At 68.8% G+C, this 16,457-nt stretch carries 16 protein-coding genes; 10 read left to right on the top strand and 6 right to left on the bottom strand.

Features of this window, described 5'->3' with window-relative positions; genetic code table 11:
* Nucleotides 1-76: 76 nt before the first annotated feature.
* The 8 genes from ACIQTT_RS08305 to ACIQTT_RS08270 all read left to right on the top strand — a co-directional run bounded on the left by ACIQTT_RS08305 (nucleotide 77) and on the right by ACIQTT_RS08270 (nucleotide 6,315).
* Nucleotides 77-1,240: an acyl-CoA dehydrogenase family protein gene (locus ACIQTT_RS08305; RefSeq protein ID WP_402788449.1), complete on the top strand. Its 1,164-nt coding sequence runs from the start codon at nucleotides 77-79 to the stop codon at nucleotides 1,238-1,240.
* A gap of 191 nt (nucleotides 1,241-1,431) precedes the next feature.
* Entirely contained in the window at nucleotides 1,432-1,653 is a 222-nt protein-coding gene (locus ACIQTT_RS08300) for an antitoxin (protein WP_402788447.1), read from the top strand.
* Entirely contained in the window at nucleotides 1,650-2,021 is a 372-nt protein-coding gene (locus ACIQTT_RS08295) for a type II toxin-antitoxin system PemK/MazF family toxin (RefSeq protein WP_402788445.1), read from the top strand. The genes ACIQTT_RS08300 and ACIQTT_RS08295 overlap by 4 nt, the downstream gene beginning before the upstream one ends.
* Nucleotides 2,022-2,144: 123 nt before the next feature.
* On the top strand, nucleotides 2,145-3,317 hold the full coding sequence (locus tag ACIQTT_RS08290; protein ID WP_402788443.1) for a sensor histidine kinase: 1,173 nt from the start codon (nucleotides 2,145-2,147) through the stop codon (nucleotides 3,315-3,317).
* Nucleotides 3,314-3,979, top strand: a complete 666-nt coding sequence (locus ACIQTT_RS08285) for a response regulator (protein WP_402788441.1) — start codon at nucleotides 3,314-3,316, stop codon at nucleotides 3,977-3,979. The genes ACIQTT_RS08290 and ACIQTT_RS08285 overlap by 4 nt, the downstream gene beginning before the upstream one ends.
* Before the next feature lie 63 nt (nucleotides 3,980-4,042).
* The gene (locus ACIQTT_RS08280) at nucleotides 4,043-4,798 is read left to right on the top strand and encodes an ABC transporter ATP-binding protein (protein ID WP_402788439.1); all 756 of its coding nucleotides are present in this window, start codon (nucleotides 4,043-4,045) and stop codon (nucleotides 4,796-4,798) included.
* On the top strand, nucleotides 4,795-5,550 hold the full coding sequence (locus ACIQTT_RS08275; RefSeq protein WP_402788437.1) for a hypothetical protein: 756 nt from the start codon (nucleotides 4,795-4,797) through the stop codon (nucleotides 5,548-5,550). The genes ACIQTT_RS08280 and ACIQTT_RS08275 overlap by 4 nt, the downstream gene beginning before the upstream one ends.
* A gap of 9 nt (nucleotides 5,551-5,559) precedes the next feature.
* The gene (locus ACIQTT_RS08270; RefSeq protein ID WP_402788435.1) at nucleotides 5,560-6,315 is read left to right on the top strand and encodes an ABC transporter permease; all 756 of its coding nucleotides are present in this window, start codon (nucleotides 5,560-5,562) and stop codon (nucleotides 6,313-6,315) included.
* Between the two features lie 72 nt (nucleotides 6,316-6,387).
* Here the strand turns inward: ACIQTT_RS08270 and ACIQTT_RS08265 are convergent, their stop codons facing one another.
* From ACIQTT_RS08265 to ACIQTT_RS08240, 6 genes are all read right to left on the bottom strand, one after another.
* A complete protein-coding gene (locus ACIQTT_RS08265) occupies nucleotides 6,388-6,948 on the bottom strand; it encodes an ECF transporter S component (RefSeq protein WP_402788433.1) in 561 nt (186 codons plus the stop codon).
* Entirely contained in the window at nucleotides 6,945-7,820 is an 876-nt protein-coding gene (locus ACIQTT_RS08260; protein ID WP_402788431.1) for a siderophore-interacting protein, read from the bottom strand. Before ACIQTT_RS08260 ends, ACIQTT_RS08265 begins: the two co-directional genes overlap by 4 nt.
* An 11-nt stretch (nucleotides 7,821-7,831) precedes the next feature.
* Complete coding sequence (locus tag ACIQTT_RS08255) at nucleotides 7,832-8,653, bottom strand: energy-coupling factor transporter transmembrane component T family protein (RefSeq protein ID WP_402788429.1); 822 nt, start codon at nucleotides 8,651-8,653, stop codon at nucleotides 7,832-7,834.
* A complete protein-coding gene (locus ACIQTT_RS08250) occupies nucleotides 8,650-10,335 on the bottom strand; it encodes an ABC transporter ATP-binding protein (RefSeq protein ID WP_402788427.1) in 1,686 nt (561 codons plus the stop codon). The genes ACIQTT_RS08255 and ACIQTT_RS08250 overlap by 4 nt, the downstream gene beginning before the upstream one ends.
* Nucleotides 10,336-10,529: 194 nt before the next feature.
* Nucleotides 10,530-11,075, bottom strand: coding sequence for an ECF transporter S component (locus ACIQTT_RS08245; RefSeq protein WP_402788426.1), 546 nt, complete (start codon nucleotides 11,073-11,075; stop codon nucleotides 10,530-10,532).
* Between the two features lie 69 nt (nucleotides 11,076-11,144).
* On the bottom strand, nucleotides 11,145-13,694 hold the full coding sequence (locus ACIQTT_RS08240; RefSeq protein ID WP_402788424.1) for an ABC transporter: 2,550 nt from the start codon (nucleotides 13,692-13,694) through the stop codon (nucleotides 11,145-11,147).
* 183 nt (nucleotides 13,695-13,877) lie between these two features.
* Between ACIQTT_RS08240 and ACIQTT_RS08235 the strand changes: the two genes are divergently transcribed.
* Together ACIQTT_RS08235 and ACIQTT_RS08230 are read left to right on the top strand one after the other, a co-directional pair.
* Entirely contained in the window at nucleotides 13,878-16,160 is a 2,283-nt protein-coding gene (locus tag ACIQTT_RS08235) for a carbon starvation CstA family protein (RefSeq protein ID WP_402788422.1), read from the top strand.
* A 1-nt stretch (nucleotide 16,161) separates the two neighbouring features.
* A complete protein-coding gene (locus ACIQTT_RS08230; RefSeq protein ID WP_402788420.1) occupies nucleotides 16,162-16,401 on the top strand; it encodes a YbdD/YjiX family protein in 240 nt (79 codons plus the stop codon).
* Nucleotides 16,402-16,457 lie beyond the last annotated feature (56 nt).

The raw sequence follows: 16,457 nt of genomic DNA, 5'->3' as shown, positions 1-16,457 counted from the left end.
AACGTCCTGTCGCGGCATCCGTCGTCGCTCTAGAATCGCGGGAGCAAAGACGCCGAGATGTTCAGGAGGACGCGCAATGGAACGCGACATCTATGAAGAGGATCACGAGGCCTTCCGCGACCTCGTCAAGGACTTCGTCAAGCGCCACGTGACGGGTGCCGACATCGAGCGGTGGGATGCCGCGGGCGAGGTCGACCGCGACACCATGCGTGCGGCGGGCGAGGCCGGGATCATCGGTCTGTCGGTTCCCGAGGAGTTCGGCGGGGCCGGGATGCTGCAGGACTACCGCTTCCGCGCGGTCGTGAACGAAGAGGTCATCGCCGCCGGTGCGGGCTCGCTCGCCGGGGCCTTCGGCATCCAGGACGACCTGGCCGTGCCGTACCTCGTGCACATGGGCACCCAGGAGCAGAAGTCGAAGTGGCTGCCGCGGATGGCGACGGGCGAGGTCGTCGGCGCGCTCGCGATGACCGAGCCCGGTGCGGGCAGCGACCTGCGCGGCATCAAGACCACCGCCAAGAAGGTCGACGGCGGGTACATCGTCAACGGTGCCAAGACGTTCATCTCGTCGGGCGCGACCGCCGACCTGGTCGTCACCTTCGTGAAGACAGGTGAGGGCAACCGACCGGATGCCTTCAGCCTCGTGCTCATCGAGAACGGCATGGAGGGCTTCGACCACGGCAAGAAACTGCACAAGATGGGGTTCCAGGGCCACGACACCGCCGAGCTGTCGTTCAGCGACGTGTTCGTGCCCGACGCGAACCTCATCGGCGGGGTCGAGGGCAAGGGCTTCGTGCAGCTCATGATGAACCTGCCGCTCGAGCGCCTGTCGATCGGCGTCGCGGGTGCCGCGGCCGCGCAGGCCGCCCTCGACTGGACCGTCGCCTACACGAAGGACCGCGAAGCGTTCGGCGAGCGGATCATCGACTTCCAGAACAGCCGCTTCGCGATCGCCGACATGGCCACGACCGTCGACGCGCTGTGGGCGTACATCGACCGCGCGCTGCTCGCGTACTCGCAGGGCAAGCTGTCGGCCGAGGAGGCCGCGAAGGTCAAGTTCTGGGCCACCGAGCGCGAGTGGGAGGTGCTCGATCAGGGCGTGCAGCTGCACGGCGGCTACGGCTACATCACCGAGTACCCGATCGCCCGTGCCTTCCTCGACGCCCGCGTGCATCGCATCTACGGCGGCACGAACGAGATCATGCGCGAGATCGTCGGCCGCCAGATCGCCGGCAAGCGCTGACCTCGCGGGGGTGCTGCGCGCACCGCGTCGGGCGGAGTTCTCGCCGTGGGGCGGAGATTTCGGGCGGATGCTTCCGCCCGACGCGGAGTTCTCCTCCCGTGGCGGGTGGGAGGGTCCTGGGGCCCACGCGATGTCCCGAGCGCGAATGTGAGACGGTAGCAAGAGTCTTGCTACCCGAGTAGTATCGAAGCGTGACGAACAGCAAGGTCAGCCTCAGCCTCCGTGCGAGCGACGTCGCTTTCCTCGACGCGGAGGTCTTGGGGGGAAAGTACGCCACCCGGTCGGCGGCGGTTCAGGATGCTGTGGCGCTCCTGCGCGAGAGCCGCCTGGCAGATGCCTACGCCGAAGCATTCGCGGAAGGCTACGACGACGAATGGGACACGGCTGCCAGCGACGGACTCGCGTCAGCGTGAGTGCGCCGTCGACCACGCTGCTGCGGCGCGGCCAGATCGTGCTGGTCGCCTTCGACCCGGTTGTCGGTGCCGAAGCTGCGAAGACTCGTCCTGCCGTCGTCGTCAGCAACAACACGGCCAACACCGCTGCTGTACGCAGCACGCGCGCGACGGTGACGGTCGCGCCGGTCACGTCCAAGGTCGCGCGAGTCCTCCCGTTTCAGGTTCTGTTGCCTGCGGCGGGCACCGGGCTCAGCGTCGATTCGAAGGTTCAGATCGAACAGGTCCGCACGATCGCGACCTCGCGCATCGTTCGGCCGGTGGGATGGGTGCCTACCGAACTGATGGGCGAGGTCGACGACTGCCTTCGCATACACCTCGCACTGTGACCGCTGTTCGGCGCTAGGTAGCGCGTCAGCGGCGCCCGCTGCGCAGATCGACGGCGACGGCGACGGCCGACGAGTATCGGTGCGCGGCGGTAGCGAGATGACCGGCGATCCTAGTATGGGCGGGTGAAGGTCACCACTGAACGGGCGCGAGCGGGCGGGATGCTGCGCGACGGCTCTCCGGGTCCACCGCTTCGAAGGTGGCTGACCGCCTCGCGGACAGCGCTTTTCTCGGGGATCATCTTCGCGGTGATGTGGCTCACCGTCTCCACTCAGGGTGACCTGCGCGCGTGGCAGCTCGTGTGGGGAATGACCGCGATGCTCGGCGCAGTGCTGAGCGCATGGGTTCCCCTCGTCGGCGTCTTCGTGGCCGGGACGGCCACAGCGGTCGCATGGTCCTTCGGTGTGACGGCCGATCCGTTCTTCTTGGCGGGCATCGGCGTGTTCGCTCTTGCAGAAAGTCACGGGTCGCGGCGGTTTCCCTGGTGGCTACTCCTTTCCTGGACGGGGCTCGCGGTGATCTCGCTCGTTCTGGGCAGCCCGCCTGATGCCCAAGGGTTCGAGGACTGGATGCGTGGAGCATTGTTGAGCGCCATCGTCCTGGCTGCCGCCTGGGTGCTCGGCGCGCGCACGCGCGAAGCTCGGCTCGCGGCCGCTGCCCGTGCCCGGACGGAGGAGCGGCTGCGTCTGGCGCGGGATGTCCACGACGTACTCTCACACTCGCTCGGCACCATCGGCGTCCAAGCTGGGGTGGCGGCTCATGTCACCGCTCTGGCCGAGGTCGAACTGCGCGCGACCCTTCAGGCGGTGGAGTCTCAGGCGCGCCGTTCGCTGACCGAGTTGAACAAGCTGCTGCGCAGTGAACGATCCGGGTCAACGGAGACGAGCGCCGCGTCGCTTCCGTTGACACATCTTCTTCGAGAGACTGCGCGCACGGCGGAGCGCTCCGGGCTGGACGTCGAACTCGGCAGCACGGGGGACCTCGATTCGCTACCTGCTGATGTGCGGACGACGGCTCATCGGATCGTTCAGGAGGCGGTCACGAACGCGATCCGGCACGCCGACGCGAAGACACTCCGCGTCTCGGCCACGGTGCGAGCGGAGGCCGTCGAGGTACTTGTAAGAGATGACGGCATCGGTGCGCCCGAGGGTGCGGAAGAGGGGCATGGGCTGACCGGGATGCGGGAGCGGGTGGCACTGGCCGGGGGAGAGCTGAGCGTCGAATCCACATCGACCGGATTCACGGTGAGCGCTCGCCTGCCGATACCGGGCGAGGACGAGAACGAGGCGCAGGCGTGAGCGCTATCCGGGTGCTGATTGCAGACGACAACGCCGTGATTCGTGCCTCCCTGCGGCTCCTGGTCGAGCACGAGCCGGGCATGTCGGTGGTCGGCGAGGCGACTGATGGCGAAGAAGCCGTCGATCTGGCGCGGGCGCACCGCCCCGATGTCGTGCTGATGGACGTTCAGATGCCACGAATGAACGGGCTCGAAGCGACTCGCTCGCTCTGCTCGGAGGCAGCGGGGCCGCGGGTGATCGTGTTGACGATGTTCGATCTGGATGAGTACGTGTTCGAGGCGCTGCGCGCGGGGGCCTCGGGCTTCCTGCTCAAGAACAGCCCGCCGAGCGAGGTCCTGCGCGCGATTCACGTCGCGCACGACGGGGAGGCGCTGCTCGCACCGGAGGTGACACGGCGCCTCATCGACCGCTTCGCCGGTGCGTCACGCGAGTGGAGAACCGAATCCGGGGTAGGTCGCCTCACGGAGCGGGAGCGGGAGACCCTGCAGTTGATCGGGCGGGGCATGTCGAACGGGGAGATCGCAGCCGCGTTGTTCGTCACCCCGACCACGGTGCGCACCTATGTCAGTCGCATCCTGTCGAAGCTGGGGGCGCGAGATCGTGCGCAGCTCGTCGTCGCCGCCTACGAGTCCGGACTGGTCGGCACGCTGCCATCGGGGTGAACATCTGAGGTTGTCAACTCTCGCAGACTGACGCGGCGGGGCGTTCTCGGTTGGCTGGAAGACATGATCGAAGTCAGTCACCTCGTCAAGCGTCACGGCTCGCGAACAGTCCTCGAGGATGTCAGTTTCAGCGCCGTTGCCGGGCGAATCACCGGGTTCCTCGGGCCGAACGGCGCAGGCAAGTCGAGCACGCTGCGCATCCTGCTCGGCCTCGACCGGGCCACCTCCGGTACCGCTCTGGTCGACGGCAGGCCATACCGTTCCCTGAACCGGCCATTGCTCCGAGTGGGGGCGATGCTCGACGGTCCTGGCGCGAACAAGGGGCGGACCGCCAGGGCGCACTTGCGTTGGGTGGCGCAGTCCAACGCGATCCCGGTTGCGCGCGTGGACGACGTGCTGGCTATGACCGGACTGCAGGAGGCGGGGAGGAAGCGGATCGGCGCCTTCTCGCTGGGGATGGGACAGCGACTCGGGATCGCGACCGCCCTACTCGGCGACCCGGATGTTCTGGTGCTGGATGAGCCGACGAACGGCCTCGACCCTGACGGCATCCGCTGGATGCGCCGATTCCTGCGCTCGCTCGCCGACGCGGGCAAGACTGTGCTCGTGTCCAGTCACCTGATGAGTGAGATGGAAGACACGGCGGACGAATATGTCGTGATCGCCAAAGGTCGAATCGTCGCCTCCGGCACCGGAGCTGAGGTCAAAGGCGTGCATACGAGTCTGGAAGACGCATTCTTCGCGCTAACCGATGCGCACACGGAGTATCCCGCCGAGAGCGACTACCCGGGCATCGGAGACGGCGGGCGGCAGCGATGATCGCGCTCATCCGCTCGGAATCGACGAAGCTCCTGAGCGCCACAGCGACATGGGTTCTCGCGCTCGTCACGGTGTTCGGCACACTGCCGATGGCGTGGACGAATTCGGCCTCGTCTACCGATCTGCCGACCGACAGCGACCTGCTGTTCTCTTCTGCGCCCATCCCTCTCGAATATCAGGGATTCGAGATGGCCGGGCTCGGATACGTGATGATCGTCGCCCTGGCCGCGCTGTGGTCGGGCAGCGAGTACGGCAGCGGACGACAGATCCGCACCACGCTTCTCGCCACACCGAAACGTCTTCGCGTCTTCGCCGTAAAAGCCGTACTCCTCGCCGTCGTCGTCAGTCTCATCGCGTTCGTCACGATGACGGGGTCAATCATCATCACTCACATCGCGGCCCGCACCGGGATCGACCCGTGGACCTTGACGCCCGCGATCTGGGCGCACCTCGGTGGGGTCGCTCTCGCCTGGACGCTGACCGCGCTGATCGCCTTCGCGGTCGGCACGCTCGCCCGCAACGCGATCCTGCCGCTCATCCTGATCGTGCCGCTCGTGATCGGCGTCGGCGATTTTCTCGCAGGCTTCTGGTCCGGCGCGAGATTCCTGCCCACGACTGCGGGATCCGCCATGTACGCCGATCCTGCCTCCGGTACTCTCCTCGACCCGGCGATGGGCGCGCTCGTGCAGACGGGATGGACCGTGGTCGTCCTCGCGGCAGCCGGAGTCGTCTTCACGCGCCGCGACCTGTAGGAGAGACCAATGGCCCGTATCGGTTTCCGCCATGCCCTCCGTGCCGAGTTCACCAAGACGCTCACGCTCCGTAGCATCCGAGCAACCCTCGTCGCAGCGCTCGTCGTCCCCGCCGTGCTCGCTTTTGCATCCGGGCTGACCTTCGATCCCGTGAGTGGCTCGCGGTTCTCCCTCGAATCGCACGGCTTCGAAACGGCAGGGTTCGGGCAACCGCTCGTGATTCTGCTCGCCGCCCTCATCTCCGGAAACGAGTACCTCGACGGCCAACTCCGGACCACTCTGATCGCAACGCCGAAACGCGGGCGCGTGCTCGCCGCGAAACTCGTCATCGTGACCGTTGCCGGCGCAGCCATCGGCTGGGTCGCCATCGGTTCCGCTGTGCTGATCGAACACGCGGCCCTCGGTGAGTACGGGCTCCCCCTCGCTCAGTTCACAGTCGGGATGGGCTGGAACCTCCTCGGCGTCGGCATCAACTACGCCCTGATCGCTCTGATCGCCGCAGCCGTCACCGTCATCGCGCGCACGGTCATCGTGACCCTCGTGGTGCTCGTGCCCCTCGTTCTCGGCATCACGATCTCGCTCGTCGGCACGGTCCCGATTCTGAAGTACCTCCCGGACCTCGCTGGCATACAGCTCCTCATGCCCTACCCGGGAGTCGGAGTCCTCGACCCACTTCTCGGAGGGGGCGTCATGATGCTGTGGGCGGTGGTCCTGATCGGGATAGCGTGGGCGTTGTTCCGCACCCGCGACACGCCGGCCGGCTAGCTCGGCTCAGCCCATTCACTGAGTCCCTGAGCTCGTCGAAGGGCCCCGCCGCGCACGCGCGCGGACTGCGCCTCAGCGTCGCCCGCCGACTCCGGCGCGGCGCAGGCGGTCGGCGATCAGGATGCCGAGGGCCGTCGCCCCGACGCAGCTCGCCAGGGTCAGGGCGAAGAAGCCGATCTGCACCCACAGCACCTGCGCGCCGAGCTGGAAGAAGTCCCAGGCGACGATCGGGTACACGAGCCCGAGCACGATCGCCCCGGCGTAGTGCTGCCAGGTGTACCAGTACCGCCACAGCACGATGAGGAACGGGATCTCGGCGAACGCGGCCCATGAGACATTCGACACGACGCTCATGAACCCGTATCCGGAGAACGGCATGATCACGAGCCCCGAGATGATGCCGACGAGGATGCCGACCAGCGGCTTCTTCAGCAGACGCAGCGCGATCACCGACGGCAGCAGCCACAGGCCCGCGATCGCGACCGAGAACAGGGGAGCGGTGGCCAGGATGCCGGTCGACAGCCAGTTCGCCGGCGCGAGCAGCACCGCGCCGGCGACACCGAGCGCCGCGCACGTCAGCAGCAGCGCAGTGGGAAAGCGGAAGCGCCGCGGCGCGGCATCCGTCCCGCTCATCCGAGCGGCTCCGCGGCGGCCTCGCGGGCGGCCTTCGACGTCGGCGATGCGGCGCCGATCTTCCAGTAGCCGCAGAAGCTGACGGTGTTCTTGTCGACACCGCGTTCGCCGACGAGCAGCTTGCGCACGCCCGAGGCGAGCGACTGCTCACCGGCCGCGTAGGTGTGGAACGTCTCGGCCGGCAGGTCGAGCTCGGCGACCCGCTGCAGCGCGAGCGCTCCGGGCTGCTCGTCGTGCGGGCGCAGCACCCACTCGACCGACAGGCCCTCGGGGCGGGGGAAGTCGAGGGCATCGTCGAGCGACGGCACTTCGATGATCGCGGTGCCGGTGGCGCCGGCGGGAACGGATGCCGCGATCGACGCGATCGCCGGCAGCGCCGTCTCGTCGCCCACGAGCAGCACCCGGTCGACTCCGCGCTCGGGGTTGAAGGTGAGGCCCTCGTCGATGATGAGCACGTGCTCGCCCGGGGCGCAGGTCTCGGCCCAGCGCGAGGCGGGCCCGGCAGTGCCCTCGGCGGCCGATCCGTGCAGCACGAAGTCGACGTCGATCTCGGCGCCGCGATCGCCCTCGGCCGGGCGGAAGGCGCGCACGCTGTAGTTGCGCATCACGGGGCGCTCCCCGTCGGGGATGCGCAGGAACTTCAGATACCCGAACATCTTGTTGGCCTTGGCGGGCACACGGTCGAGTCCGGCGTCGCCGCCGATCGGCAGAAACAGGCGGAACCACTGGTCGAAGCCCATCGGCCGGAACTTCTCGATCTCACCGCCACCGAGGGTCACGCGCATCCAGTGCGGGGAGAGACGCTCGGAGCGCAGCACGGTGAGGTGCACGAGCTCCTGAGTCTCGGGCTTGACGAGCTTGCTGAACGCCATCGGGGTGCCTTTCAGAGGGAGGGCGATTGCCAGGGGAAGAACACGAGGAGGATCACCGCGGATGCCGCGAGGCTCAGTGCGACGAAGATCGTGTCGCGCGTGCGGAACGGCACCAGGTGCCGTTCGGTGCGGGTGGGGTGGGCGCCGAAGGCACGGGAGTCCATCGCGAGGGCGACGCGCTCGGCATGCCGGATGGCGCCGGCGAGCAGCGGCACGATGTATCCCCAGCCGCGCGCGACGCGCGAGAACGGGCCGTTGCCGCCGTGGTGTCCGCGCACGCGGTGGGCGGCCCGGATGACCGAGAGCTCGTAGCCGAAGCGCGGCACGAAGCGGAACGCGGCCAGCGCCGTGTAGCCGATCCGGTAGGGAACCCGCAGCTGCTGCACGCTCGCCCGCACGAGGTCGGGGCCGCTGGTGGTGAGTCCGCCGATCAGGGCGAGCGAGATGATCGCGCCGAGGCGCAGCGCCGTGGCGAACCCGAGCATCAGAGCTCCGCTGTAGAGCGTCCAGTCGCCGATCCGCAGCACCGGGTTCGTGTCGCCGACGAGCGCGGTGTCGACCCAGAGCGAGAAACTCACGCCGATCACGGCCATGCCGACGGGCAGCACCGCGAGCAGCAGGAGCAGACGCCAGGTGAGACGGGCCCCGACGAGCAGCAGCACGTAGGCGAGCAGCAGGAACGCGGCCGGGGTGGCGAGATCGCGCACGAACACCAGGAAGATCATCGCGGGGGCGAAACCCGCCACCTTCGCGAGCGGGTTGAGGGCGTAGAGGAACTGATGCCGCGAGGTCGCGGTCATCCGCGCGTAGGGGTCGACGATGGTCGAGGTCATGCGTCCGCCCCCTTCGCGTGCGCCGCGAGCACCCGCTGCAGGGCGGGCAGGCGGAGTCCCGCCGAGGTGAAGGTCTGCTCGTCGCGGAAGAGGTCGGCCGTGCGGCCGCTCGCGTGCACTCGTCCGTCGGCGAGGATCAGGGTGTGCGTCGTGTGGTCGGCGACGAGCTGCAGGTCGTGGGTGACGATCACGATCGTGGTGCCCTCGGCGCGCAGGCTCTGCAGCAGCGCGAGCAGCTCGGCCGCGCGTGCGCGGTCTTGGCCGAACGTCGGCTCGTCGAGGGCGAGAACGCGGGGGCGGGTGATGAGCGCCGTGCCCACCGACAGGCGTCGCTTCTCGCCGCCCGACAGCAGGAACGGATGCACGTCGGCCTTGTGCGCGAGACCGAAGCGCTCGAGCATCTCCGTCACGCGCTCGGTGATCTCGGCATCCGCCACATTCCGCAGCCGAAGCCCGTGCGCGAGCTCGTCGAACACCGTGTGCGCGATGAACTGGTGCTCGGGGTTCTGGAACACGAAGCCGATGCGGGCGGCGAGGTCGCGGGGAGCGGCCGTGCCGGGGTCGATGCCGTCGACATCGACCTGCCGCTTCGGCGGCGGAACGACGCCCGCGAGTGCCTGGATGAGCGTCGTCTTGCCGGCCCCGTTCGCGCCGACGATCGCGGTGAGGCTGCCGGGGGTGAGATCGAGGTCGATGCCGTGCAGGATCTCGGTGCGGCCGCGGCGCACGGTGAGCCCGCGCGCACGGATGATCGCCTCGCCCGAGGGCGCGGCATCCGTCGTCGGATCGGACGCGCTCGCGGTCGCAGCCGCGCTCGCGGGATCGGATGCCGGGGGCAGCTGCGCCGCCAGCTCCTCGGGTGTCAGGGGCAGGGGGTCGAGACGGATGCCGTCCTCGCGCAGTCGCAGCGCCGCCAGCGTCGCCGCGGGCAGCCACACCCCCATCGCGACGAGTTCGTCGGTGTGCGCGCGGATGATCTCGGCGACCGGACCGTCGTACGCGACGCGTCCCTCGCGGTCGAGCACGATCGTTCGGGTGACGAATCCCATCGCGGCGTCGAGGTTGTGCTCGACGAGGAGGATCGCCCGGTCGCCCGCGGCGATCACGTCGGCGAGGGCGGCGTAGACGTCGTCGATGCCCTGCGGGTCGAGGTTCGCGGTCGGCTCGTCGAGCACGATCAACGGCGATCCCATCGCGAGGGCGCAGGCGATCGCGAGGCGCTGGCGGCCACCGCCCGAGAGCCGGTCGGGGTTGTCGTCGCGGCGCTCCCACAGCCCGACGCGGCGCAGGGCGTCTTCGGTGCGGGCGGTGACCTCGGCGACGGTCAGGCGCAGATTCTCGGGGCCGAAGGCGACCTCGTCGTAGAGGGTTCCGGTGACGATCTGAGCATCCGGGTCTTGGAAGACCATCGCGACCCGCGTGCTCAACTCGGAGGTCTGCGCGGCGGCGGTGTCGACCCCGCCCGCCTCGACCGTGCCGGTCATGGTGGCGGGAAGTGCGTGCGGGATGAGTCCGTTCAGCGCGAGGGTGAGCGTCGACTTGCCCGAGCCCGAGGGGCCGAGCAGCAGCGCGACCTCGCCGGGGTGGATGTCGAACGACACGTCGCGGGGCGAGGGGTGCGCGGCATCCGCGTGGGTGAGCGAGACATCACGCACGCGGAGAAGAGGCGCGGATGGGCGCACGGCGAGACCCCGGGTCGGTGGAACGTACGTCTTCGGTGGAGCGTACGCCTCTAACTTAGCCGAGCCTTACCTGGCCTCGCGACGTGAGATCGGCTGCCCTCGAGACCCCCCTTTGTCGCCGAGACCCCCTGTTGCAGACGTACGCAAGAGGGGGTCTCGACGATAAGAGGGGGTTTCGGCGGCTTCCCACGCGCTCAGCGACGGGCGACGCCGGCGCGGCTGAGCGCCGTGCCGACCGCGAGGCCGACGGCCGTCCAGGCGATGGGCCCGAGCACCGAGATCGTCAGGTACGTGATCTGCGCCCACAGCGGCATCGTGCCCAGGTGAGCGGCGAAGAACACGGCGACCGCCACGACGACGCCGATCAGCGCCGCCGAGATGAAGAAGCGCCAGGCACCCCACGCGCGGTAGCGGGTGAGTGCCGCGACGCCCTCCTGGATCGCGCCGAACAGCAGCGCCGTACCGATGAAGCGCAGCGCCCAGGCCGGGTTGAACGCGCTCGAGACGAGGGCGGCGATCAGGTGCGTGATGAGGGCGACGAACGGGCGCCGCAGCACCTCTTGCGCGATGATCCCCGGCAGCACGTGCGAGCCGAGCACGAGCCCGTAGAGGAAGAGCAGGGGGCTCGCGAGCAGGATCGGCGTGACCCATCCGGCGATGCCTCCGATGAGGCCGGTCGCGACGCCGATCGCGGCGCAGATGAGCAGCACGCGGGTCGGCAGGACAGGGTTTCGGGCCACGGTTCCAGCCTAGTTGCGCGCAGGATGCGCGGATGCCGAGTCGGCCGTGCAAAAGCACGGCGTCGATGGTCAGCGCAGACGTTCGGCCAGGTAGGGCGCTGTGCGGCTCGCGGAGTTCTGCGCGACGTGCTCCGGGGTCCCCGAGGCGATGACACGGCCACCCGCGTCGCCTCCCGCAGGCCCGAGGTCGATGACCCAGTCCGCCGCAGCGACGACATCCATCTCATGCTCGACGACCACCACCGTGTCTCCGGAGTCGACCAGCGCGTGCAACTGCGCGAGCAGCCGTTGCACGTCGGCCGGGTGCAACCCGGTGGTCGGCTCGTCGAGCAGATACAGAGTGTGGCCCCGACGCACACGCTGCAGCTCGGTCGCCAGTTTGATGCGTTGCGCCTCGCCGCCGGAGAGCTCGGTGGCGGGCTGTCCGAGGCGGAGGTATCCGAGCCCGACGTCGAGAAGAGCACGCAGGCTGCGCGCCGCCGCGGGGATGGAGGCCAGCGCCTCGGATGCCTGCTCGACGGTGAGGGCGAGCACGTCGGCGATGGTTCGGCCGTCGTAGGTGACCTCGAGCGTTTCCGCGTTGTACCGGGCGCCGTCGCACGTCGGACAGCGTCCGTAGCTGCCGGGGAGGAACAGCAGCTCGACCGAGACGAATCCCTCGCCGAGGCAGGTCTCGCAGCGCCCGCCGGTGACGTTGAACGAGAAGCGTCCGGCGCCGTACCCGCGCTCGCGGGCGAGGTCGGTGCGGGCGAAGGCCGCACGCACGGCATCGAACAGGCCCGTGTAGGTCGCGAGGTTCGAGCGCGGTGTGCGGCCGATCGGCTTCTGATCGACACGCACGAGACGATCGATGTGCTCGAGACCGCGCACGTCGCGCACGGTCAGGGAATCGACGCCCGCATCCGGCACGGTCGCCTCGGACGGCCGTGAGTCGTCGCCTCCGGCATCGATCGGGGCATCGTCGATCTCGTCGGGGGTGTCGTCCGCGCGCAGGTGCTCGCGCACGACATCGGGGAGCACCCGACTGACGAGTGTCGACTTGCCCGACCCCGAGACACCGGTCACGGCGACGAGGGTGCCGAGCGGCACGGATGCATCGATGTCGGCGAGATTGTGCAGGCTCACGCCCTCGACCGTGAGCCAGGCCGATGCCTCGCGGCGCTCGCGGCGCGTCTTGGATGCCGCCTGCGCGTCGGGAAACAGGAACGGCCGCGTGACGGATGCCTCGACAGCGGCGAGCCCCGGGACCGCGCCGCTGTAGAGCACGTGCCCACCGCCTTCGCCGGCACCGGGGCCGACGTCGACGATCCAATCGGCGTGCCGGACGATGTCCATGTTGTGCTCGACCACGAAGACCGAGTTCCCGGAGCGCTTGAGCTGTGCGAGCACGTCGAGCAGCTGTTCGGCGTCGGCGGGATGCAGACCCGCCGAGGGCTCGTCGAGCACGTAGACCACCCCGAAGAGTCCCGACCGCAGCTGCGTCGCGAGCCGGAGCCGCTGCATCTCACCGGGGGACAGGGTCGTAGTCGCCCTGCCCAGACCCAGGTATCCGAGCCCCAGGTCGGTGAGCACCTCGATGCGCGCGAGCAGATCGGTCGTGAGGGCGACGGCGACGTCGGTGCGCTCGCCCGAAAGAGTGGTGGGGAGCGCAGGCGTGACCTCGGTGAGCCGGGTGGTCGGGCGGATGATGTCGGCGAGGTCGGTCAGCGGGAGCGCGTTGAGCTCGGCGATCGATCGGCCGGCGAACGTGACGGCCAGGGCCTCGCGCCGCAGTCCGGTGCCCCCACACAGCGGGCACGGCCCGGAGCGGACGAACTGGAGCACCTTGGTGCGCATCATCTGGCTCTTCGAGTCGGCGAGCGTGTGGAAGACGTACTTCTTGGCGCTCCAGAACATGCCGTTGTAGGGCTTGGCCACGCGGTCGCGCTGCGGGGTGATCTGCACGACCGGCTGCTCGTCGGTGAAGAGCAGCCACTCGCGATCGGCACGGGGAAGATCCCGCCAGGGGACGTCGACGTCGTAGCCGAGCGCGATCGTGATGTCGCGCAGGTTCTTCGCCTGCCACGCGCCCGGCCAGGCGGCGATCGCACCTTCGCGGATGCTCAGCGAAGGGTCGGGCACGAGCGAGTCCTCGGTGACGGTGTGCGCGACGCCGATGCCGTGACACTCCGGGCAGGCTCCGGCGACGGTGTTGGGAGAGAACGCATCGGAGTCGAGCCGGGTCGTGAAGCCCTCCGGGAAGGTGCCCGCCCGGGAGAAGAGCATGCGCAACGAGTTCGACAGCGTCGTCACGGTTCCGACGCTCGATCGCGAGCTGGGCGCGCCGCGCCGCTGCTGCAGGGCGACCGCCGGGGGCAGGCCCGAGATCGATTCGACGTGCGGATCGTGGCCCTGCTGGATGAGCCGCCTCGCATACGGCGCCACCGACTCGAGATATCGGCGCTGGGCTTCCGTGAAGATGGTGCCGAACGCGAGCGACGACTTGCCCGATCCCGAGACTCCGGTGAACGCGACGATCCGATCGCGTGGCATGTCGACATCGACGGAGCGGAGGTTGTTCTCGTTCGCCCCGCGGACGCGGACGAACGAGTCGGGTGCGTTCTCAGAGGGGGAGGGCATTGTCGCGAGTGTATCCGCGACGTCGGACATCGCCCTGGGTGCCGTCCAGGAACGGATGCCGCGGCATCCGTTCGTCGCATCGTCGATGCCGCTCGTCGCACGGCATCCGCTCCCGCTCCTCGACCCCCGCGCCCGTTTCCTAGCGTGGGGGAACGCAATGACGCGCACCCCGAGGAGAACCCCATGACCGCACCTTCGTCGCACCGACGCGGCGCCGGAACCGTCGACGACGAGCCCATCATCGTCACCGATCCGAAACTCCCACCCGTCGCCCTCTCTCCCGAGCACGAGGAGAAGAGCCGGCGCTGGACCCTCCCGAAGATCCTGATCTGGACGGCGATCGCGCTGCTCGGCGGTGTCGCCTGGGTGATGCTCGCGATCGTGCGCGGCGAGACCGTGAACGCGATCTGGTTCGTCTTCGCGGCGGTCTGCACCTATCTGATCGGCTACCGCTTCTACTCGAAGGTGATCGAGAAGTACATCACCCGCCCCGACGACCGCCGCGCGACACCGGCCGAGGTCAAGCAGGACGGCAAGGACTACGTCCCCACCGACCGCCGCGTGCTCTACGGGCACCACTTCGCCGCGATCGCCGGCGCCGGCCCGCTCGTCGGTCCCGTGCTCGCCGCGCAGATGGGCTACCTGCCCGGCACGATCTGGATCATCGTGGGTGTCGTGCTCGCGGGCGCCGTGCAGGACTACACCGTGCTGTTCTTCTCGATGCGCCGCGGAGGCCGCACCATCGGCCAGATGGCCCGCCAGGAACTCGGGCGGATTGGCGGCACCGCCGCGATCATCGCCTCGCTGCTGATCATGCTGATCATCGTCGCGATCCTCGCGCTCGTCGTCGTCAACGCCCTCGGTGAGAGCCCCTGGGGCGTCTTCTCGGTGGCGATGACCATCCCGATCGCGATCTTCATGGGCATCTACCTGCGCTTCCTGCGCCCGGGCAAGGTCACCGAGGTCTCGATCATCGGGTTCGTGCTGCTCATGGCCGCGATCATCGGCGGCGGCTGGGTCGCCGGCACCGAGTGGGGCCAGGCGATCTTCCACCTCGACCGCACCACGATCGCGTGGGGCATCATCATCTACGGCTTCATCGCCGCGGTGCTCCCGGTGTGGCTGCTGCTGGCTCCCCGCGACTACCTCTCGACGTTCATGAAGATCGGCGTGATCGTGATGCTCGCCGGCGCGATCATCCTCGTGCGCCCCGAGATCACGGTGCCCGCCGTCAGCATCTTCGGTGAGAACGGCATGGGGCCGGTGTTCGCCGGTCCTCTCTTCCCCTTCCTCTTCGTGACGATCGCCTGCGGGGCCCTATCGGGCTTCCACGCCCTGATCGCCTCCGGCACGACACCCAAGCTCGTCGAGAAGGAGCGTCAGACGCGCTTCATCGGCTACGGCGGCATGCTCATGGAGTCGTTCGTCGCGATCATGGCGCTCGTCGCCGCGATCTCGATCGACCAGGGCATCTACTTCGCGATGAACGCGCCATCGGCGGTGACGGGCGGCACGGTCGAAGGCGCGGTCGCCTTCGTGAACTCGCTGGGGCTGACGGGGGTGAACCTCACACCCGAGATGCTCACCGGAACGGCCCAGGCGGTCGGCGAGGAGTCGATCGTCTCGCGCACCGGTGGCGCCCCCACCCTCGCGCTCGGCCTCGCGCACATCATGCAGCAGGCGCTCGGCGGGCAGGCGCTCATGGCGTTCTGGTACCACTTCGCGATCATGTTCGAGGCGCTGTTCATCCTCACCGCGGTGGATGCCGGCACCCGCGTCGCCCGCTTCATGCTGCAGGACTCGATCGGCGCCTGGTTCCCGAAGTTCCGCGACGTCTCGTGGCGGCCCGGCGTGTGGATCTGCACGGCGATCATGGTGGCCGGGTGGGGAGCGATCCTCATCCTCGGCGTCACCGACCCGCTCGGCGGCATCAACACCTTCTTCCCGCTGTTCGGCATCGCGAACCAGCTGCTCGCCGCGATCGCGCTCGCCGTGGTGATGGCGATCGTCGCCAAGCGCGGCCGCAGCTACATCAAGTGGCTGTGGATCATCGGCCTGCCGCTCGCGTTCACCGCGGTCGTCACGGTCACCGCGTCGCTCTACAAGATCTTCTCGCCGGTCCCGGCGATCGGATACTGGGCGAACCACTTCCGCTACCTCGAGGCGCTGAACACCGGCGACACGTCGCTCGGCGAACGCGAGGTGCTCGAAGCGGTCATCCGCAACACGGCCGTGCAGGGCACGCTCTCGATCATCTTCGTGACGCTCGCGCTGATCGTCATGATCGCGGCGATCGTCGTCACCATCAAGGCGATCCGCAACGGCGGCGGCGAGAACACCGAAGACGAACCGGTCGCCTCGCGCCGGTTCGCCCCGGCGGGCTTCCTTCCCAACGCCGACGAGCGCGAGCTCGAGAAGCAGTGGGAGCCGATCCTCGCCGACGAGCGCAAGGTCTCGAGCCACTGACATGGTGATCTCACGGACGGATGCCGCGGCCTCACCGCTGCGCACGGCGCTCGCCGCCGCGGCGCGAGTGGGGCGCGGCATCCGCTGGTACATGACGACGCTGATGGGCGACACGGCCTATGCGACCTACGTCGCCCATCACCGTCGCCATCATCCGGACGAGGAGCCGGTGACCGAGCGACAGTTCTGGCGGCAGCGCATGGACGACCAGGACCGCAATCCCGGCGCCCGGTGCTGCTGACCGGTGCGCGTGGGGCCCTTCGACAGGCTCAGGGACCCAGTTGTGCGTGGTGGGGC

Origin of the sequence: Microbacterium sp. NPDC090225 (assembly GCF_044772365.1) — a bacterium.
Classification (GTDB): Bacteria; Actinomycetota; Actinomycetes; order Actinomycetales; family Microbacteriaceae; genus Microbacterium.
The sequence above is the reverse complement of the archived record's forward strand: the minus strand, read 5'-3'. Positions and strand labels throughout refer to the sequence as shown.

Bases quoted from the DNA above. Each gene is read 5' to 3' on its own strand.
- ACIQTT_RS08305 (WP_402788449.1), top strand. From the start codon at position 77: ATGGAACGCGACATCTATGAAGAGGATCACGAGGCCTTCCGCGACCTC.
- ACIQTT_RS08280 (WP_402788439.1), top strand. From the start codon at position 4,043: ATGATCGAAGTCAGTCACCTCGTCAAGCGTCACGGCTCGCGAACAGTC.
- ACIQTT_RS08275 (WP_402788437.1), top strand. From the start codon at position 4,795: ATGATCGCGCTCATCCGCTCGGAATCGACGAAGCTCCTGAGCGCCACA.
- ACIQTT_RS08270 (WP_402788435.1), top strand. From the start codon at position 5,560: ATGGCCCGTATCGGTTTCCGCCATGCCCTCCGTGCCGAGTTCACCAAG.
- ACIQTT_RS08265 (WP_402788433.1), bottom strand. From the start codon at position 6,948: ATGAGCGGGACGGATGCCGCGCCGCGGCGCTTCCGCTTTCCCACTGCG.
- ACIQTT_RS08260 (WP_402788431.1), bottom strand. From the start codon at position 7,820: ATGGCGTTCAGCAAGCTCGTCAAGCCCGAGACTCAGGAGCTCGTGCAC.
- ACIQTT_RS08255 (WP_402788429.1), bottom strand. From the start codon at position 8,653: ATGACCTCGACCATCGTCGACCCCTACGCGCGGATGACCGCGACCTCG.
- ACIQTT_RS08240 (WP_402788424.1), bottom strand. From the start codon at position 13,694: ATGCCCTCCCCCTCTGAGAACGCACCCGACTCGTTCGTCCGCGTCCGC.
- ACIQTT_RS08235 (WP_402788422.1), top strand. From the start codon at position 13,878: ATGACCGCACCTTCGTCGCACCGACGCGGCGCCGGAACCGTCGACGAC.
- ACIQTT_RS08230 (WP_402788420.1), top strand. From the start codon at position 16,162: ATGGTGATCTCACGGACGGATGCCGCGGCCTCACCGCTGCGCACGGCG.